General features: G+C 70.9%; 15 protein-coding genes and 1 tRNA gene. 12 read left to right on the forward strand and 4 right to left on the reverse strand.

Annotated features, from left to right (window positions below):
* Positions 1 to 84 precede the first annotated feature (84 nt).
* Positions 85 to 1,446, reverse strand: a complete 1,362-nt coding sequence (locus ACRAWB_RS03400) for a zinc-dependent metalloprotease (protein WP_431352064.1) — start codon at positions 1,444 to 1,446, stop codon at positions 85 to 87.
* A gap of 171 nt (positions 1,447 to 1,617) precedes the next feature.
* On the opposite strand from ACRAWB_RS03400, the gene ACRAWB_RS03405 reads away from it, so the two are divergent.
* The 4 genes from ACRAWB_RS03405 (at position 1,618) to ACRAWB_RS03420 (ending at position 7,565) form a co-directional block, all read left to right on the forward strand.
* Positions 1,618 to 2,757: a YlbL family protein gene (locus tag ACRAWB_RS03405; protein WP_431352065.1), complete on the forward strand. Its 1,140-nt coding sequence runs from the start codon at positions 1,618 to 1,620 to the stop codon at positions 2,755 to 2,757.
* An 84-nt stretch (positions 2,758 to 2,841) separates the two neighbouring features.
* Positions 2,842 to 5,901 carry a UPF0182 family membrane protein gene (locus ACRAWB_RS03410; protein ID WP_431352066.1) on the forward strand — a complete coding sequence of 1,020 codons (3,060 nt, stop codon included), beginning with the start codon at positions 2,842 to 2,844 and terminating at the stop codon, positions 5,899 to 5,901.
* 21 nt (positions 5,902 to 5,922) lie between these two features.
* The gene (locus tag ACRAWB_RS03415) at positions 5,923 to 7,092 is read left to right on the forward strand and encodes an ROK family transcriptional regulator (RefSeq protein ID WP_431352067.1); all 1,170 of its coding nucleotides are present in this window, start codon (positions 5,923 to 5,925) and stop codon (positions 7,090 to 7,092) included.
* Entirely contained in the window at positions 7,092 to 7,565 is a 474-nt protein-coding gene (locus ACRAWB_RS03420; protein WP_431352068.1) for a hypothetical protein, read from the forward strand. Before ACRAWB_RS03415 ends, ACRAWB_RS03420 begins: the two co-directional genes overlap by 1 nt.
* Positions 7,566 to 7,593: 28 nt before the next feature.
* Here ACRAWB_RS03420 and ACRAWB_RS03425 read toward each other — a convergent pair whose 3' ends face one another.
* Positions 7,594 to 8,745 carry an ROK family protein gene (locus tag ACRAWB_RS03425; protein ID WP_431352701.1) on the reverse strand — a complete coding sequence of 384 codons (1,152 nt, stop codon included), beginning with the start codon at positions 8,743 to 8,745 and terminating at the stop codon, positions 7,594 to 7,596.
* Positions 8,746 to 8,903: 158 nt separating this feature from the next.
* Here ACRAWB_RS03425 and ACRAWB_RS03430 point away from each other — a divergent pair, with 158 nt between their 5' ends.
* Positions 8,904 to 9,914, forward strand: a complete 1,011-nt coding sequence (locus tag ACRAWB_RS03430; protein WP_431352069.1) for a hypothetical protein — start codon at positions 8,904 to 8,906, stop codon at positions 9,912 to 9,914.
* A gap of 108 nt (positions 9,915 to 10,022) precedes the next feature.
* Here the strand turns inward: ACRAWB_RS03430 and ACRAWB_RS03435 are convergent.
* A tRNA-Met gene (locus ACRAWB_RS03435) sits at positions 10,023 to 10,099 on the reverse strand.
* Between the two features lie 119 nt (positions 10,100 to 10,218).
* On the opposite strand from ACRAWB_RS03435, the gene ACRAWB_RS03440 reads away from it, so the two are divergent.
* From ACRAWB_RS03440 to ACRAWB_RS03470, 7 genes are read left to right on the forward strand one after another with little or no spacing between them, the layout of a single operon-like run.
* Complete coding sequence (locus tag ACRAWB_RS03440) at positions 10,219 to 11,301, forward strand: response regulator (protein ID WP_431352070.1); 1,083 nt, start codon at positions 10,219 to 10,221, stop codon at positions 11,299 to 11,301.
* On the forward strand, positions 11,298 to 12,311 hold the full coding sequence (locus ACRAWB_RS03445) for an ATP-grasp domain-containing protein (RefSeq protein WP_431352071.1): 1,014 nt from the start codon (positions 11,298 to 11,300) through the stop codon (positions 12,309 to 12,311). Before ACRAWB_RS03440 ends, ACRAWB_RS03445 begins: the two co-directional genes overlap by 4 nt.
* Entirely contained in the window at positions 12,308 to 13,096 is a 789-nt protein-coding gene (locus tag ACRAWB_RS03450) for a PHP domain-containing protein (RefSeq protein WP_431352072.1), read from the forward strand. Before ACRAWB_RS03445 ends, ACRAWB_RS03450 begins: the two co-directional genes overlap by 4 nt.
* A complete protein-coding gene (locus ACRAWB_RS03455; protein ID WP_431352073.1) occupies positions 13,093 to 13,251 on the forward strand; it encodes a hypothetical protein in 159 nt (52 codons plus the stop codon). Before ACRAWB_RS03450 ends, ACRAWB_RS03455 begins: the two co-directional genes overlap by 4 nt.
* On the forward strand, positions 13,244 to 13,645 hold the full coding sequence (locus ACRAWB_RS03460) for a response regulator (protein WP_431352074.1): 402 nt from the start codon (positions 13,244 to 13,246) through the stop codon (positions 13,643 to 13,645). Before ACRAWB_RS03455 ends, ACRAWB_RS03460 begins: the two co-directional genes overlap by 8 nt.
* A complete protein-coding gene (locus tag ACRAWB_RS03465) occupies positions 13,642 to 15,420 on the forward strand; it encodes a sensor histidine kinase (RefSeq protein ID WP_431352075.1) in 1,779 nt (592 codons plus the stop codon). Before ACRAWB_RS03460 ends, ACRAWB_RS03465 begins: the two co-directional genes overlap by 4 nt.
* Positions 15,417 to 16,256, forward strand: coding sequence for a carbon-nitrogen hydrolase family protein (locus ACRAWB_RS03470; protein ID WP_431352076.1), 840 nt, complete (start codon positions 15,417 to 15,419; stop codon positions 16,254 to 16,256). Before ACRAWB_RS03465 ends, ACRAWB_RS03470 begins: the two co-directional genes overlap by 4 nt.
* Here the strand turns inward: ACRAWB_RS03470 and ACRAWB_RS03475 are convergent.
* Positions 16,243 to 17,442: a pyridoxal phosphate-dependent aminotransferase gene (locus ACRAWB_RS03475; RefSeq protein WP_431352077.1), complete on the reverse strand. Its 1,200-nt coding sequence runs from the start codon at positions 17,440 to 17,442 to the stop codon at positions 16,243 to 16,245. The two genes, ACRAWB_RS03470 and ACRAWB_RS03475, sit on opposite strands and share 14 nt — an antisense overlap.
* Between the last annotated feature and the right edge of the window lie 68 nt (positions 17,443 to 17,510).

Below are 17,510 nucleotides of genomic sequence, written 5' to 3' on the forward strand. Positions count from 1 at the left end.
AGCCTGCCCGAGCGGGCACGCCGATCAGCGGTTGTCCACAGACCCGATTTCCCGGCCCGAACCCTCCACAGGGTGGGGACGATTTCAGCCCTCGGTCGGGCGGTCCCGGTCGTCGCGGAGCAGGTCCTCGATCGCCTGGTCGAGCGCGTCCTGCTCGGGCGCCTGTCCGCTCGCCGCCGCGGTCAGCCGGGCTACCAGCGCCGACGGGTCGTCGAGGTCGGAGGACTGGGGGAGGAGGTCGGGGTGCGACCACAGGTCGTCGCGGGCGTCCATGCCGACCGCGTCCGACACGGCGCGCCACATGGCGGCCGCTTCACGCAGCCGGCGCGGGCGCAGCTCCAGACCCACCAGCGTCGAGAACGCGGACTCGGCCGGCCCTCCCGACGCCCGGCGGCGTCGCACGGTCTCGGCGATCGCGTCCGCCCGCGGCAGCAGCCGGGTCGCGTTCGCGGTCACCACATCCACCCAGCCCTCGATCAGCGCGAGCACGGTCTCGAGGCGGCCGAGGGCTTCCTGCTGCTCCTCGGTGCGCGGCGGGATCAGCCGGCCGCTCACCATGGCCTCGCGCAACTCCTCCGGGTTCGACGGGTCGAAGTTCTCGGCCAGCGACTCGAGCGCGTCGGTGTCGATGGTGATGCCCTTGGCGAACGCGGTGATCTGGGTGATCAGCTGCAGCCGCAGCCACTTAGCGTGGCGGAACAGCCGGGCGTGCGCCAGCTCGCGCACCGCCAGGTACAGCTGGATCTGGTCCTCGGGGATGTCGAGCCCGTCGCCGAACTCCGCGACGTTCTGAGGGATGAGCGCGGCCTGGCCCTCGGGCAGCAGTGGGATGCCGATGTCGCCGCCCGAGACGACCTCCTTCGAGAGCTGCCCGACCACCTGGCCGAGCTGCATCGCGAACAGGGCGCCGCCGATGGAGCGCATCACCTGGCCGGCGTTCTGCAGCAGCGCCTGCATCTCCTCGGGCGCCTGCTCCGAGAGCACCCGGGTCAGCGCGTCCGAGATGCTGAGGGCGACGGGCTCGGCGAGCTGGGTCCACAGCGGCATGGTCTGCCGGGCCCACTCGGCGCGGCCGATGAGCTCGGGGGTCGTGCTGAGGCCGGCGACGCCGGTGGCCTGATCGAGCCAGAGCGAGGCGACGTGGAAGGCCTGGTCGAGCGTCGCGCGCTCCGCGGGCGTCACCGCGTGGGCGCCGTCGGACGCGAGCTGGCGCGCCTGCTGCGCGGCGATGTCCCAGTTGATGCCGCCGCCCGGGTTCATCAGCGCGTTCTGCAGCTGCCCGAGGAGCGCCTGGATGCTGGCCGGGTCGTTCGGGAGACCCGCGGCGCCGGCGAGGCGGCTCGGGTCGATCGACGCGCCGTTCCCCGAGAGGAACTGGCTCAGCATGTCGCGGAACTCGTCGTCGTCGCGATCCGGGTCCCGGTCGTCGTTCCGGTCGTCGGCCATGGTCAGCGTCCCTCTTCTCGATGCGAGCCGGCCGTCGGGGAAGGCCGTCGGCGCGGCTTCAGGCTCGTGATCTACGCTAGCCGCTGGCGCCGGGGTGGCGGGTGAGAATTGGCCTAAGCTCGCCTTCGGACCGTGCGCCCGTGGCGAACACCGATCGAGAGGACCCATCCCGTGACCCTGTTCGACGACGAGCCTCAGCCGCCGGCGGGCGGCGAACCGGTCAGGGTCGCCCCTCCGCGACGCGTCATCGCCGGCTGGATCGCGATCGGCGTCGCCGTCGTGCTCGCTCTCGTCCTCGCGCTGGTCCCCGCTCCGTTCGTCATCGAGCAGCCGGGTCCTGTCTTCAACACGCTCGGCACCGACCAGCAGGTGGGCGCTCCGCCCAGCGACGATGCCAAGCAGCTCATCAGCATCCCGGACAAGAAGACGTACCCGACGTCCGGCTCGCTCGACCTGCTGACCGTCTCGGTCGTCGGCAACCCGGACCAGCGTCCGACCTGGTTCGAGATCGCCTCAGCGTGGTTCCAGCCGAGCAAGGCCGTGCTGCCGCTCGACACCGTCTTCCCGCCCGGCACCACGACCGAGCAGTCGAACGCGGAGAACGCGGCCCTGATGGTCGACTCGCAGCAGGATGCGATCGCCGCCGCGCTGAACCAGCTCGGCTACACCTTCCCCGAGAACGTCGCGGTCAAGCAGCTGATCAAGGGCACCCCGGCCGCCGAGGTGCTGAAGGTCGGCGACGAGATCACGTCGGTCAACGGCGAGAAGATCTCGAGCGTCCAGGAGCTCCGGGACGCGGTCAAGGCGAACGGGACGGGCAAGGCCGCCGAGCTCGGCATCCTGCGCGACGGCGCCGCGTCGACCGTGTCCATCACTCCGATCGAGTCGCAGGGCCAGGTCGTGCTCGGGATCGGCGCCGGGATGGACTACACCTTCCCGTTCGACGTCAAGATCCAGCTCAACAACGTGGGCGGTCCGAGCGCCGGCCAGATGTTCGCCCTCGGCATCATGGACAAGCTGACCCCGCAGTCGCTGAACGGCGGCAAGCGCGTCGCCGGCACCGGCACGATCGACAACACCGGCCAGATCGGCCCGATCGGCGGCATCCGGCAGAAGATGTACGCGGCGCGCGACACCGGCAAGGCCGCCTACTTCCTGGCACCCGCGTCCAACTGCGACGAGGTCACCGGCCACATCCCGTCGGGGCTCAAAGTGTTCGCGGTGAAGACGCTGTCCGATTCGCTGAAGGTCCTGCAGGCTGTGCGGGACGGATCCAGCACGGCGGATCTTCCCACCTGCCCCGCAGGCTGATCACCGCCGGGCCGCAGCAATCTCGCAGCGTCCACTGCCTAGGATGGTTCTCACCCCCGCCACGCGAGACCAAGAAGGCCATACGTGAGTTCAACAGCTGCAGTTCGACCCGCAGGCCGCCGGCGCGCGGCGATCTGGATCACGCTCGGGGTGATCGTCGCGGTCGTGATCCTGTTCTTCGTCTTCGCGGGACTGTACGCCGACATCCTCTGGTACAACCAGCTCGGCTACCTCAACGTGCTCACCACGCAGTGGTTCGCGGGCATCTCGATGTTCTTCATCGGGTTCTTCGGCATGGCACTGCCGCTGTGGCTGTCGATCCAGCTGGCCTACCGTCTCCGTCCGGTCTACGCCAAGCTCAACTCGCAGCTCGACCGCTACCAGCAGGTCATCGAGCCGCTGCGCCGCCTGGCGATGTACGGCATCCCGATCGTCTTCGGCATCTTCGCCGGCGTCTCGGCGGCGAGCCGCTGGCAGACCGCCGCGATGTGGCTGAACGGCACGGCGTACGGCAAGACCGACCCGCTGTTCCACCTCGACATCGGCTTCTACCTCTTCGCGCTGCCGTTCTACCGCAGCGCCGTGGGCTTCGCCTCGGCGGTCGTGCTGATCTCGCTGCTCGCGACGCTCGCCACCAGCTACCTCTACGGGTCGATCCGCGTCAGCGGCCGTGAGGTGCGCATCTCTCGCGCCGCGCGCGTCCAGATCTCGGTCATCGCCGCGCTCTACCTGCTCCTGCAGGGCATCAGCATCTGGCTCGACCGCTACGCGACGGTCACCGACTCCAACGTCAACGACATGATCAACGGCGCGGCATACACGGACGTCAACGCGACCATTCCGGGCCGCGCCATCCTGGCCGGAGCCGCGATCCTCGTCGCCCTGCTGTTCGTTCTGACGGCGTTCATCGGCCGCTGGCGGTTCCCGATCGTCGGCACCGCACTGCTGATCGTCGCGGCGCTCGTCGCCGGCGCGATCGTGCCGTGGGTGATGCAGCGGTTCCAGGTCGACCCGAGCCAGAAGACGCTCGAGACGCCGTACGTGCAGCGCGGGATCGACTCCACCCGCGAGGCGTACGGCCTCACCGACATCGAGACCATCCCGTACAACGCCAAGACGACCGCCGAGCAGGGCGCCCTGCGCCAGGACGCGCAGACCACCGCGCAGATCCGCATCCTCGACCCTGCCGTGGTGTCGCCGTCGTTCCGGCAGCTGCAGCAGTTCCGGCAGTACTACGCGTTCCCCGAGAAGCTGAACGTCGACCGCTACGAGATGAACGGCACGCAGCAGGACGCGGTGGTCGCCGTGCGCGAGCTGCAGCAGTCCGGCCTCGGCAGCGCGCGCAACTGGTTCAACGACACCATCGTCTACACGCACGGCTACGGCCTCGTCGCCGCCTACGGCAACCAGCGCTCGCCCGACGGCCAGCCGGTCTTCATGGAGTCCGGCATCCCGACCACCGGGACGCTGGGGGAGTACCAGCCGCGCATCTACTTCGGCGAGCAGTCGCCGACGTACTCGATCGTCGGCGCCCCGAAGGACAGCAAGGCGGTCGAGCTCGACTACCCGGGCGGTTCGGACGGCGCGCAGCAGACGTACACGACGTTCAGCGGCAACGGCGGCCCGAAGCTCGACAACATCTTCAAGCGGCTGGTCTACGCGCTGAAGTTCCAGGACGAGCAGATCGTGCTGTCCGACGCCGTCAACAGCAACTCGCAGATCCTGTACGACCGCGACCCGATCAAGCGCGTGCAGAAGGTCGCGCCGTACCTCACCCTCGACTCGCAGGCATACCCCGCGGTCGTGGACGGGCGGGTCAAGTGGATCATCGACGGCTACACCACGAGCGACCAGTTCCCGTACTCGCACGTCGGCAGCCTGAGCGAGGCGACCGCGGACAAGGACACCCCGAAGCCCGCGTACGCCTTCGACGACATCAACTACATCCGCAACTCGGTGAAGGCCACCGTCGACGCGTACGACGGCTCGGTCACGCTGTACGCCTGGGACACCAAGGACCCGGTGCTGAAGACGTGGGAGAAAGTCTTCCCGACCACGGTCAAGCCGGTGAGCGACATGAGCGCCGCGCTGCTGAGCCACGTGCGCTACCCGTCCGACCTGTTCAAGGTGCAGCGCTCGGTGCTCGGCCAGTACCACGTGGACGACGCCGGCTCCTTCTACTCGCGTGAGGACGCCTGGACCACGCCCAACGACCCGACCTCTCCGTCGAGCAACCCGGCCCTCCAGCCGCCGTACTACCTGACGATGAAGATGCCCGGTCAGGACAACCCCGCGTTCTCGCTGTACTCGACCTTCATCCCGGCGGGCACGAGCGAGTCGAGCCGATCGGTGCTCAAGGGCTACCTGGCGGTGGATGCGGACGCCGGCAGCACCAAGGGCAAGGTCTCGTCCGGCTACGGCAAGCTCAGACTTCTGCAGCTGCCGTCGAGCGACACCATCCCCGGCCCCGGCCAGATGCAGAACCAGTTCGACTCCGATCCGACAGTCTCGCAACAGCTGAACCTGCTGCGACAGGGTAAATCGGAGGTCATCAACGGCAACCTGCTGACCCTGCCGGTCGGCGGCGGCCTGCTGTACGTGCAGCCGGTCTACGTCCGGTCGTCGGGTGAGACCAGCTACCCGCTGCTGCAGAAGGTGCTCGTCGCGTTCGGCGACAAGATCGAGTTCGAGGACACGCTCGACCAGGCGCTGGATGCCCTGTTCGGCGGCGACTCGGGCGCGACCGCGGGTGACAACAACGTCCCGACGACGGGCGGCAGCACGGGCGGCCAGACCGGTGGCGGCCAGACCAGCGGGGAGGATCGAGCGGCGGCAGCAGCTCGGCCGGCTCCAACACGGCCCTGCAGGAGGCGCTGCAGCGTGCGAACCAGGCGCTCTCCGACAGCCAGGCCGCACTCAAGGCCGGCGACTGGAACGCGTACGGCGAGGCCCAGAAGCGCCTGCAGCAGGCGATCTCCGACGCCGTGGCGGCTGAGGGGCAGCCCGCCGCCAAGTAGTCCCGCTCCAGCAAAGCGGCCCGTGGAATGCGCACGGGCCGCTTCGCTATGTTCGGTGGCCGTCGGAAGTCACGCGCGCTGTTCGGCACGCGCAGAAAAGTCGGCGAAACGGTTGCCAGGACTTTGATTGTCAGCTTTACTAACAAACATGGTGATCGACCAGGGCACGCGCCAACCCGACCGCGGACTCATCCCCGGACGGGCGCTGCGTCCGCGCACGAAGGTGCTGCCGGAGCACGCCCGCGGCCACAACCGCTCCCTGGTGCTGCAGTCGCTGTACCGGTCGGGACGCGTCTCCCGCGCAGACCTGGCCCGTACGACCGGGCTGACTCGCGTCACCATCTCCGACCTCGTCGGCGAGCTCATCGCGGAGGGCCTGGTGGTCGAGCTCGGCCAGCGCGACGACGCCCGGCCGGGCAAGCCCGCCGTGCTGCTCGACGTGAACCGCGGCGCGACCCAGATCATCGGCGTCGACCTCAGCGAGCACGCCGTGTTCCGCGGCGCGGTGCTCGACATGGACGGCCGCATCCTGAGTACGGTCGAGGTGGAGCTCGCGGGCAGCCGCGGCGAGGAGGCGACCGCGAAGGTCCTCACCCTCGTCGACCGCCTGGTCGCCGCGACGACCGCGCCGGTGCTCGGCATCGGCATCGGCTCGCCCGGCATCGTGGATGCGGAGGGCACGGTCGCCGCCGCCCCAAACCTCGGTTGGGTGGACGAGCCGCTGCAGCGCCGCGTCGCCGAGCGCACCGGCCTGCCGGTCTTCGTCGCGAATGACGCGAATGTCGCGGTGCTCGCCGAGCACGGCTTCGCCGACGCGCAGGGCGACATGATGCTCGTCAAGGTCGGCCACGGTGTCGGTTCCGGCCTGCTCGTGGCGGGAGCGCTCGTCTTCGGCAGCCGCTTCGCCGCCGGTGAGATCGGTCAGGTCATGGTCGGCACCGACGACGGCCCGGAGGCGCCGTACGACCGCGAGCGCTGCCTGGAGGCGTGGCTCGCCGTCCCGCGGCTCGAGTCGCGCGTCGCCGCCTCGGAGGCGGCGGGAGAGCCCGTCGCTCCGGTGCTGCGGGAGGCCGGGCAGCGGCTCGGCGTGGCCCTCGCCCCGATCGTCGGCGCACTCAACCTCTCCGAGGTCGTGCTGAGCGGTCCGGAGGAGCTGATCGACGGTGTCCTGCTGGACGCGGTCGGCGAGACCCTGCGCAATCGCACGATGGCCGGCTTCCACTCGGGCGTCGCCATCCGGATGACGAGCCTGGGCCGCGACATCGTGCTCCGCGGCTGCGTGGTCATGGTGCTGTCGGCCCAGCTGGGGGTGTCCTGATGACCCTGGTCGTGGAGCCGGAGGCGCGCGCGGCGACGCTCGTGCCGTTCCGCTTCGCGCCGGGCGTGCAGGAGGGCCTGGACCGGTTCCGGGGCCGCTGCACCGTGGTGCGGCTTGCGACCGTCGACAACGACGCGCTCGGCGTCCCGCGCTGGTACACACTGGGGGAGGCGTGGGCCGAGCCCGGCAGCGCCGTCGCATCCCGCTGGGCCGGAAACCCCGTCGTGATGGTGGGTCCCCACGACGACCCGGAGCTCGTGCTCGCCACCGCCACACCGGTCGTCGTGGTCGGCGCGGACAATGCCCGCACCCGCTGGGCGCGCCAGGTGGTGGACGCGGTGCGCGCGACCTGCCGCAGTGTCCTGGTGGTCGACACGGGCGCGCATCCGGACCCCTCGTACGCCGACATCGCCACCTTCGGCCACGACCGCGCTCACGGCGCCGCCCTCCTCGCGCTCCTCACCGCCTCCTGACCCGGCCCCGCGCAGGCGGGCGGGCGGGCTACGCAGCCCAGGTGACGCCGAGGGTGGAGCGCAGGGCGTGCTGGGCGGCGCCGCGGTAGGGCTGCTCCTGCGCGACCCGGGCGTAGCGGAAGCCGAGCGGCATGGCCGCCTTCACGGGATGCCGCGCAGCCTCGGCGCGGAGGTGACCGATGAACTCCGGCCCGAGCTTCGGAGCGGCGCCGCCGAGCACGATGGTCGGCACGTCGAGCGCGGCGCCGACCAGCAGCAGCGCCCGCGCCAGCACGCGCGCGCCATCGGCGATCCGCTGCCGCGACTCCGGGGTGGCCGCCAGCGCGGCCAGGTCGAGGGCTTCCAGGTCGGTGCCGTGGGGGAGGCCCAGCAGGCTGGTCACCGACACCACCTCCTCGAGGCAGCCGCGGTTGCCGCACGCGCAGACCGGCGCGTCCGGCCCGAAGAGCACGGGCACGTGCCCGATCTCGCCCGCCCGGTGCGACGCCCCGGTGACGACCTCGCCGTCCAGGATCACGGCCGCGCCGACGCCAGTGCTCAGCGAGACGAACAGCTGGCTGGCGCCGAAATCGTCGGCGCCCGGGTCGTCGGACGCGGTGGACTCGGCGATCGCCTCGGCGTCCGCGTCGTTGATCAGGTGGATGGGCGCGTCCACGATGCCGGAGAGCTCGCGCGCGAGGTCCACATCCGTCCAGCCGAGCTGCACCGACTCCCGGATCAGCGGTCCGTCGGCGATGCCTGGTACCTGCACGCCGACCGCCACGATGCGGGCCGTCGTCGCGCCCACGAGCTTGCGGACGACCGCGCGGACGTCCTCCAGCGATCCGGGCGTCGCCGGGCGCTGTGCGACGGTGGCGAGCTCGCGCCCGAGCAGGTCGAGCACGGCTCCGCGGACCAGGCCCGGCTGCACGATGAGCGCGAGCAGCACGTGGTTCTCGGCGGCGACCCGCAGCGTGGTCGCGCGCTTGCCTCCGGTGCTCTCGGCGAGCTGCCCCTCGATGACGAGCCCATCGGCGATGAGACCGGCGAGGAGGGACGACACGGTCGCGCTGGTGAGGCCTGTGCGGCGCGCGATCCCGGCACGGGTCGCGGTTCCGTTGCCCGCGAGGACGAGCTGCAGCGCCGTGGTCAGGTTGCGCTCGCGGACGGCGGCCTGGGTCGCCTTGCCGTGGTCCTCCATCACCGCCGCTCCTCTGCTGCTCTGGTGTCGTCAGCTCGACCCTAGCGAATGGGCCGCTGCGATCGGATGCGTCCACAACCGGTGTCCGGACGCTGACATCCGGTAGCGTGACGGCCGGGGGCGATCGCTCCCGCCTATCGAGGGGAAGGACGCGGCGCGTGGCTGCTGGCAGGGGAGCGAGTGCGATCGGGGCGTGGGCGCTGAGGGTGCTCATCGGAGTGGTGGTGCTGGCGGCGCTGCTGTCCATCGGCTTCGTGCTGTTCGGGGTGAGTGGGGAGACGCTGGGCCGGGTCATCAGCACCAACGTGGCCCTCGTGGTGTTCGCCCTGCTGGTGTGGGTGGACTCGGTGATCGGCCGGTACCGTCCGGACTGGTTCGAGCTGTCGTCGCTGGCGCTGGATGCATACCTCCTGCTGCTGTGGATCGGCGTGATCTGGTTCGGCTCGTACACGGCGGGGGACATCGTGGAGGCGTTCTTCCTGGGCCTCGGCACCCTGCTGTGGGTGCGCGCGATGATCGGGCTGGGCGACCTTCTGCGGCTGCTGTGGAGCCGCTGGCGCTCGCAGGCGACCGACGTCATCGCGATCATCGGCCTGGCCGCGATCGCCCTGATCGCCGTGCTGGTGACCCTGCCCGCGCCGCAGCCGTTCAACGACTTCTGGGATCTGGACTACTACGGCCGCGTCATCGGCGCGATCAGCATCGTCGCCGGTGTGTGCTTCGTGCTGGTGCCGCTGTGGGGGCTGGTGACCACGCGCGGTCAGCGGGCGGCGGCGCCGGCGCCTGGGGCCGTGCCGTCCTACCCGCCGGTGTACGCGGGCGGGAACGCGCCGTACGCGGCGGCGCCCGCTCCGGCCGCCCCGTACGCGGCTCCGGCTCCGGCCGCGCAGCCGGCTGAGGCTCCGGCCCCGCAGCCGGCTGCGGCTCCCGCTGCCGCGCAGCCCGCGCCCGCACCGATCGTCGCTCCGGTTCCGACGTTCGCGCCGCCGCCCGCTGCCGCTCAGCAGCTGGCCTGGCCGCGTCTCCTCGACGGGCGCCCGGTCCCGGCCGGCCCGGACGGACGCCCCGACTTCGCCGCGCTGGCGCCCACCGACCGCCTGGCGTGGCCGACCTTCGTCGACGGAACGCCCGTCCCCGCCGCCCCGGACGGTTCCCCGCTCTACCGCTGACCCGCGCGCGAAAGGCGAGATCGCGCGACGGCGCCCCATATGCAGCGGCCCGAAACAGGGCACCAAAAAGGCCCCCTGATCAGAGAATCCCTGATCAGGGGGCCTTCGTGGTTGCGGGGACAGGATTTGAACCTGCGACCTCTGGGTTATGAGCCCAGCGAGCTACCGAGCTGCTCCACCCCGCGGCACAAGAAGAAACTCTAGCACGGGATTCAGGGCGCGTGAAATCGCGAACACCGCCCGGGCGAGTCCTCTCGTGTGGACCGGTCGTCCTACTAGAGTCGTGTCCAGTAAAGGGGATGCGATGGCAAGTGCCGTGACGAAGTTCCGGGTGGTGGTGGTCGAGGACGACCCGGATGTGGCCTTCTTCATGAAGACCGTGCTGGAGAAGCGTGCGGACGCGGTCGCGATCGCCGTCACCGATCCGTCGATCGCCCTGGCGACGATCGACGAGTTCGAGCCGGACCTCGTGATCACCGACATCGAGATGCCGGGCATCTCCGGGATCGATCTCCTCAAGGAGCTGCGCAGCCAGCATCCCGGCCTCCCGGTGGTCGTCATGACGGCCCACGTCTCGGTCGATTACGCCGTCTCCGCGCTGCGCGCCCAGGCGGACGAGTTCCTGACCAAGCCCGTGGCCTCCGCCGAGCTCGTCGCGATCGTCAACCGCCTGGCCGCGGAGGGACGCGTGAAGCGCGCAGCGCAGCGGCAGCAGGTCGTTCTCGCGATCGGCGCGCATCCCGACGACGTCGAGATCGGTGTCGGCGGCATCCTCGCGGCACATCGCGACGCCGGCAACCAGGTCGTCGTCCTGACGATGTCCCGCGGGGCGCGCGGCGGGGATGCCGACGACCGGCAGCACGAATCGCTCGCCTCCGCCGAGCTGCTGGGGGCCCGCCTGTTCCTGGAAGACCTCGAGGACACCCAGATCTCGGCCGCCGACCCGACCGTCGGCATCATCGAGCGTGTGGTCGCGGAGGTGCAGCCGGACATCGTCTACACCCACTCGGCGCACGACCGGCATCAGGATCACCGCGCCGTGCACGCCGCCACGGTCGTCGCCACGCGCGGCGTCCGCACGGTCTGCTGCTATCAGAGCCCGTCGGCCACGATCGACTTCCGGCCGACCCGCTTCGTCCCGATCGACGGGTTCACCGAGACGAAGCTGCGGCTCATCGACTGCTTCCGTTCGCAGACCGAGCTGCGCGCCTACCTCGAGCCGGACTTCGTGCTCGCCACCGCGCGTTACTGGTCGCGGTTCGGCGGCGGCAAGAACTGCGAGCCGCTGGAGGTGATGCGCGATACCGCGGACATCTCCGTGCCAGCCTCCTCCATCGAGGCCTCCGCCCGCTACCCGGGATCCCGACTGAACAGGACAGCCGAATGACCGACCCCGAACGAATCCGCGTCCTGATCACGGGAGCCGGCGGCCCGGCCGGCGTCGCCGTGATCCGCTCCCTGCTCGCGCGGGACGACGTGGACGTGTTCGCCGCCGACATGGACGGCTGGGCCAGCGGCCTCTACCTCGTCGCCGACGACCGCCGTCGGATCGTGCCGCCCGGACGCTCCGACGGCTTCGTGGACGCGTTGATCGCGATGAGCCGTGATGACCGCATCGATGTGCTCTACTCCACAGTCGACGTGGAGCTGCCCGGGCTCGCCGCCCGCCGCGACGAACTCGAGGCCGTCGGCACGAAGCTCGCCGCGCCGTCCCTGGACACCCTGGTCACCTGCCTCGACAAGTTCGCGCTCGTCCAGCGGGTCGCCGGCCAGGCGCGCATCCCCGAGACGCGCCTCCTGAACCAGGAGGGCGTCGGCGCCGACTGGACCTTCCCGGTCATCGTCAAGCCCCGCTCGGGCGCGGGTTCGCGCGGCGTCCGCCTCATCGCCGACCGAACGGCCCTCGAAGAGCTCGGAACCGACGAGAGCATCATCATCCAGGAGAACCTGCCCGGGGAGGAGTTCTCGGTGGACGTGCTCGCCGGCCTCGACGGCGAGGTCATCGCCGCCGTGCCCCGGTCGCGCGAGCGCGTGGACTCCGGCGTCTCGATCGCCGGCCGCACGGTCCGCCGCCCCGAGCTCTCCGACACCGCCGCCGCCGTGGCACGCGCCATCGGCCTGACCGGCGTCGCCAACGTGCAGCTGCGCTACAGCACGGAGGGCGTGCCCGCTCTCCTCGAGGTCAACCCGCGCTTCCCCGGCGCGATGCCGCTGACGATCGCCTCGGGCGTCGACATGCCGTCGCTCCTGCTGGACCTGGTGCTCGGACGCCCGGTGCCGTCAGCGGTCGACTTCGAGGAACTGGCCAACGTGCGGTTCCTGGAGGATGTCTTCCTGCGTCCCGCCGACGTACTGGTCTCCGAGAACGCCGCGCACACGGAGGGACCCGAGGAGTGAGCGGGACCGAGGCCGATCGCCTCCCGGCGCTGCTGCTCGGCGACTTCCACGTCCACTCGACCTTCTCGGACGACGCGCAGAGCACGCTGGCCGAGAACATCCGGGCTGCCGCGGACGCCGGCCTCCACACGCTGCGACTCACCGACCACGTCCGTGCCTCGACGACGTACGTGCCCGAGTTCCTGGCCGCGGTCGCCGCCGAGTGCGTTCCCGACGGCCTGACCGTCCTCACGGGCGTCGAGGCGAAGCTGCTGGATGCGTCCGGCGCCGTCGACACGCCCGCCGACCTCGTCGTCGGCCCGGGCGGGGTGGATGCGGTCGTCATCGGCGACCACCAGTTCCCCGGAACCGACGGACCGTGGTCGCCGCGGGCCACCCGCGAACGGCTCGACTCAGGGCTCGCCGAGGACGACGCGCTCGACCTCCTCATCGAGGCGAGCATCCGGGCGATGGAGCGGACGCGGCACGCCCAGTTGGCGCACTGGTTCTCGATCCTGCCCAAGATCGGGCTGGACGAGGCGCAGCTGGGGCCGGAGCGCCTGCTCGCCTGGGCCGAGGCGGCCGCCGCCACCGGCACGATCGTCGAGGTCAACGAGAAGTGGGCCTGCCCGGGCCCCGCCGCCATCACCGCCCTGCTGGACGCGGGTGCGCGTATCGTTGCCTCCACCGACAGCCACGTGGCGTCCGACGTCGGACGCTACGACCGCGTCCCCGCCCTGTTGCAGGCGGCGGCCGCGCAGGTGGGCGCCGAGCAGCAGCCCACGCAGGGAGAGGGAGCGCGATGAGTCCCGTCGAACCGTCGTCCGAGCTGCGGGAGCGCATCCAGGACGAGTTGGAGCGCAACCGGCGGTGGGAGTACCGCCTGCCGGTCTACGCCGGGATCGCGCTGCTCGTCTGCGCCGTCATCATCGTGGTGCGGGTGGTGTTCCTCCATGTCTGACGCCACTGCACGCTCCAAGCGCATTGTGATCGCTGATGACGACGATGACATCCGGGGCCTGATGAAGATCGCGGCCACCCGCGCAGGCGTCGAGATCGTCGCGGCCGTGGACAACGGCCAGGCGGCACTGGACGCGGTGCGCTCCGGCGGCATCGACCTGGCCGTGCTCGACATCTCCATGCCCGGCCTCAACGGCGTCGAGGTGGCCGAGGCGATCCGTTCCGACGACCTGACCCGATCGACCCTCATCCTCATGGTGTCCGCGTCGGTTCAGCTGCTCACCGACCACGGAGTGGTGGCGGACCGGTCGGACAGCTTCATCGTGAAGCCGTTCAGCCCCCGCCTGCTGTCGACCCGCATCCGCGAAATGCTCGAGCTGGGAGAGCCCGCATGACCATCGACCGCTGGCTGAGCCGCATCCCCATCGACTCGCCGTCGGCGTTCATGAAACAGTTGCCGACGATCGCGGGCTTCGCGATCGCCGCTGTCATCGCGGTCATCCCGAACGGTGTCCCCATCACCGATCCGGCGCTGTTCTGGGGCGGGATGGCGCTGGTCGCCGTCGCATCCGTGCTGGCCGCCGTCGTGCCGTGGAGTCGGTTCCACCCCGAGTGGACGCTCACCGTGCCCGTGCTGTCCCTCCTCGCGGTGACACTGCTCCGGCTGGGGACGGGCTCGTCGTTCTCGCCGTTCGCGGTGCTGACCCTGCTCCCGTTCGTGTGGATCGCGACCGAGGAGGGGCGCGTCAACATCCTCATCGCGGCGGTCGGCACCTTCGTCGTGCTGTTCGCGCCTCTGGTGATCGACGGCGGCACCCGCACGCCGGGCGATGTGGTCCGCGCGTTCTTCTCGCCGCTCATCTATCTCATCGTCGCGATCGTCGTCAACGAGATCGCCCACCGGATGCGGATCCAGCTGAAGGCCGCGCACGAGTCGGCCGAGCAGCATCAGGCGCTTCTGGCCCAGGCGGTCACCGCCCAGGACGAGCTGGTGCTGAACGAGGCGCGCCTCAAGACCGCGAACCGCCTCATCCAGAGCATCTGGAACGCCGTCACCGAGCAGTCCGTGATCGGCACCGACCTCGACGGCCTCATCGACGTGTGGAACCCGGGCGCGGAGAAGATGCTCGGCGTGACCGAGAAGCAGGTGCTCGACGGCAAGCACCACGTCATCGACTTCCACCTGCACGAGGAGCTGGAGCAGCGTCTCCAGGAGATGGACGCGCGGTTCACGACCGTGTCGAGCATCGACGATTTCTCCGCCCTGGTGGACACCGTCCGTGCCGGGTCCGCGGACGTCCGCGACTGGACGTACGTGCGTCCCGACGGCAAGCGCGTCGCCGTGCAGGTCGCCGCGACGCCGCGCCTGGACGAGAACGGCCACCGCGTCGGCTTCATCTTCGTGGCGACCGACATGACGCAGGCGCGCGAGTTCGCCCGCCTCAAGGACGAGTTCGTCGGGCTGATCTCGCACGAGCTGCGCACGCCGCTGAGCTCGATCCTCGGCTATCTGGAGCTCATGCGCGACGACGAGGAGGCGCCGCTCTCGGAGGAGCAGCTGCAGTACCTCGGCGTCGCCGAGCGCAACGCCCACCGTCTGCTGCGCCTGGTCGGCGACCTTCTCTTCACCGCCCAAGTGGAGTCCGGGCGCTTCCCGCTGGAGATCAAGGACGTCGACCTCGGCGGCGTCGTGTCCACGTCCGTCGAGTCGGCAGGCCCAGTCGCGGCGAACGCCGGCGTGACCCTCGTGAGCGAGGTCCCGGACAACCCCGTGGTGGTTCGGGGCGATACGGTGCGCCTGGGCCAGGCGGTCGACAACCTCGTCTCCAACGCGCTCAAGTTCACCCCGCGCGGCGGGACGGTCACGGTGGCGCTGCGACCCGAGGGCGAGCACGCCGTGATCGCGGTGACCGACACGGGCATCGGCATCCCGGCGGTCGAACTCAGCCAGCTCTCCCAGCGGTTCTTCCGCGCCTCGACCGCGACGCGCAACGCGGTGCCGGGCGTCGGGCTCGGGCTCACCATCACGAAGGCGATCGTCACGGCCCACGGCGGCCGGCTCGACATCGCCAGCGAGGAGGGCGTCGGCACCTCGATCAGCATCGTGCTGCCGGTGGAGACGCCGCAGCCGGTGACCGACGCGATCCCGCGGGCCGAGGTGACGAAATGAGCGACGACCGGCCGGCCGAGCTGACGATCGACGACCGCACCATCGCGGTCGCGGTGGTGCAGTTCGCGCCGGGGGAGGACCGCGTCCACAACCGGGACGTGGCGTCCGGGCTGATCGCGGTCGCCGCCTCCCGTGGCGCACGGCTGGTGGTGCTGCCCGAGTACTCGTCGTACTTCGTCGACCCGCTCGGGGCATCCTTCGCCCGTAACGCGGAAGGCCTCGACGGCGACTTCGTCGGCACCCTGGCCGCGGCGGCGCGCGAGCACGGCCTCTGGGTCGTCGCGGGGCTCGTCGAGAAGACCGACGTGGCGCACAAGTTCTCCAACACGCTCGTCGCCGTCGACCCGGCGGGGGATGTCGTGGCCACCTACCGCAAGCAGCACCTGTACGACGCGTTCGGCGCGCAGGAGTCGGAGTGGGTCGTCCCGGGCGACCTGGATGCGCCCCAGACGTTCGCGGTCGACGGCATCGTGGTGGGGTTGCAGACCTGCTACGACCTGCGGTTCCCCGAGGTGACACGGCGGCTGGCGGACGCCGGGGCGGACCTCGTGGCCGTTCCCGCCGAGTGGGTGCGCGGACCGCTCAAGGAGCACCACTGGACGACGCTGCTCGCCGCGCGCGCCATCGAGAACACGCTGTATGTCGCCGCAGCCGACCATCCGCCCGCGATCGGCGTCGGCGCGAGCGCCGTCGTCGACCCGATGGGCGTCACGATCGCCGCCCTCGGCGAGACCACCGGCGTCGCGGTCGGGGAGGTGTCGTCCGCCCGGGTGCGCGAGGTGCGCGAGCGCAACCCCGCACTGCGGCTGCGCCGGTACGGCGTCACGCCGCTCTGATCGCCGCCAGCCGTCGAGCCGCCTCCTCCAGCACCTCGGTGCGCTTGCAGAAGGCGAAGCGGACGAGGGAGGCGGTGCGCGCCGCGTATTCGTCGCGCGCGAAGGCGCCGAGCGGCACGGCGACCACGCCGGCGAGCTCGGGCAGCGCACGGCACAGCTCCACCGCGTCCCGGAACCCGAGCGGCGCCGCGTCCGCGACGACGAAGTAGGTGCCGTCGGAGGGGTAGACGCCGAACCCGGCGGCCCGCAGCCCGTCGGAGAGCAGGTCGCGCTTGTGCGCGAGCGCGGTCGCGATCCCGGTGAAGTAGGAGTCCGGCAGCCGGAGCCCGGCCGCGATCGCGGGCTGGAACGGCGCGCCGTTGACGAAGGTGAGGAACTGCTTCACCGCCAGCACGGCGGTCACGAGCTCCGGAGGCGCGGTCAGCCAGCCGATCTTCCAGCCGGTCGTGTTGAACGTCTTCCCGCCGGAGGAGATCGCGATCGTCCGCTCGCGGGCGCCGGGCAGGCTCTCGATCGGGATGTGCTCCGGTCCGAACGTCAGGTGCTCGTAGACCGAGTCGGTGACGATGATCGCGTCGTGCCGGTCGGCGAGTTCCACGATCGTGATCAGCGTCTCCCGGTCGAGCACCGACCCCGTCGGGTTGTGCGGGGTGTTCACGAGGATGACGCGCGTCCGGTCGGTGACGGTCGCGCGCAGGCGGTCGAGGTCCGGACGGAACGCGGGCGGCTCCAGGGGCACCGTGCGGTGGACGCCGCCGGCCAGCGCGATGACGGCACCGTACTCGTCGTAGTACGGCTCGAACGTGACGACCTCGTCGCCCGGCTCCACCAGCGCGAGCAGGGAGGCGGCGATCGCCTCGGTCGCTCCCGCGGTGATCAGCACCTCGCGGTCGGGGTCCACCTCCAGCCCGTAGAAGCGCCGCTGATGCTCGGCGACGGCGAGCCGGAGGTCGGGGATGCCGATGCCTGGCGGGTACTGGTTCTCGCCGTCGCGGATGGCCGCGACCGCCGCCTCCAGCACCTCGGCGGGGCCGTCCTCGTCGGGGAAGCCCTGGCCCAGGTTGATCGCGCCGGTGCGCACCGCCAGAGCGCTCATCTCGGCGAAGATCGTGGGCCGCACCGTGCCGTCCGCGCCGAGCAGTCCGGCGCCGCCCGCGGCGCGTCTCCAGCCTCCGGAAATCGTCATACCGACACGCTACGGCCTTACTCGCACCGGACCCATCGGATACGTTGTGGAGAGTCATCGACTTGCAG

It is taken from the genome of Leifsonia poae, from assembly GCF_050632865.1.
Lineage (GTDB): Bacteria > Actinomycetota > Actinomycetes > Actinomycetales > Microbacteriaceae > Leifsonia > Leifsonia poae_B.

Coding starts and splice junctions, on each gene's coding strand:
- ACRAWB_RS03400 (WP_431352064.1), bottom strand. CDS start 1,446: ATGGCCGACGACCGGAACGACGACCGGGACCCGGATCGCGACGACGAC.
- ACRAWB_RS03415 (WP_431352067.1), top strand. CDS start 5,923: ATGGTGATCGACCAGGGCACGCGCCAACCCGACCGCGGACTCATCCCC.
- ACRAWB_RS03420 (WP_431352068.1), top strand. CDS start 7,092: ATGACCCTGGTCGTGGAGCCGGAGGCGCGCGCGGCGACGCTCGTGCCG.
- ACRAWB_RS03425 (WP_431352701.1), bottom strand. CDS start 8,745: ATGGAGGACCACGGCAAGGCGACCCAGGCCGCCGTCCGCGAGCGCAAC.
- ACRAWB_RS03440 (WP_431352070.1), top strand. CDS start 10,219: ATGGCAAGTGCCGTGACGAAGTTCCGGGTGGTGGTGGTCGAGGACGAC.
- ACRAWB_RS03445 (WP_431352071.1), top strand. CDS start 11,298: ATGACCGACCCCGAACGAATCCGCGTCCTGATCACGGGAGCCGGCGGC.
- ACRAWB_RS03455 (WP_431352073.1), top strand. CDS start 13,093: ATGAGTCCCGTCGAACCGTCGTCCGAGCTGCGGGAGCGCATCCAGGAC.
- ACRAWB_RS03460 (WP_431352074.1), top strand. CDS start 13,244: ATGTCTGACGCCACTGCACGCTCCAAGCGCATTGTGATCGCTGATGAC.
- ACRAWB_RS03465 (WP_431352075.1), top strand. CDS start 13,642: ATGACCATCGACCGCTGGCTGAGCCGCATCCCCATCGACTCGCCGTCG.
- ACRAWB_RS03470 (WP_431352076.1), top strand. CDS start 15,417: ATGAGCGACGACCGGCCGGCCGAGCTGACGATCGACGACCGCACCATC.
- ACRAWB_RS03475 (WP_431352077.1), bottom strand. CDS start 17,442: ATGACGATTTCCGGAGGCTGGAGACGCGCCGCGGGCGGCGCCGGACTG.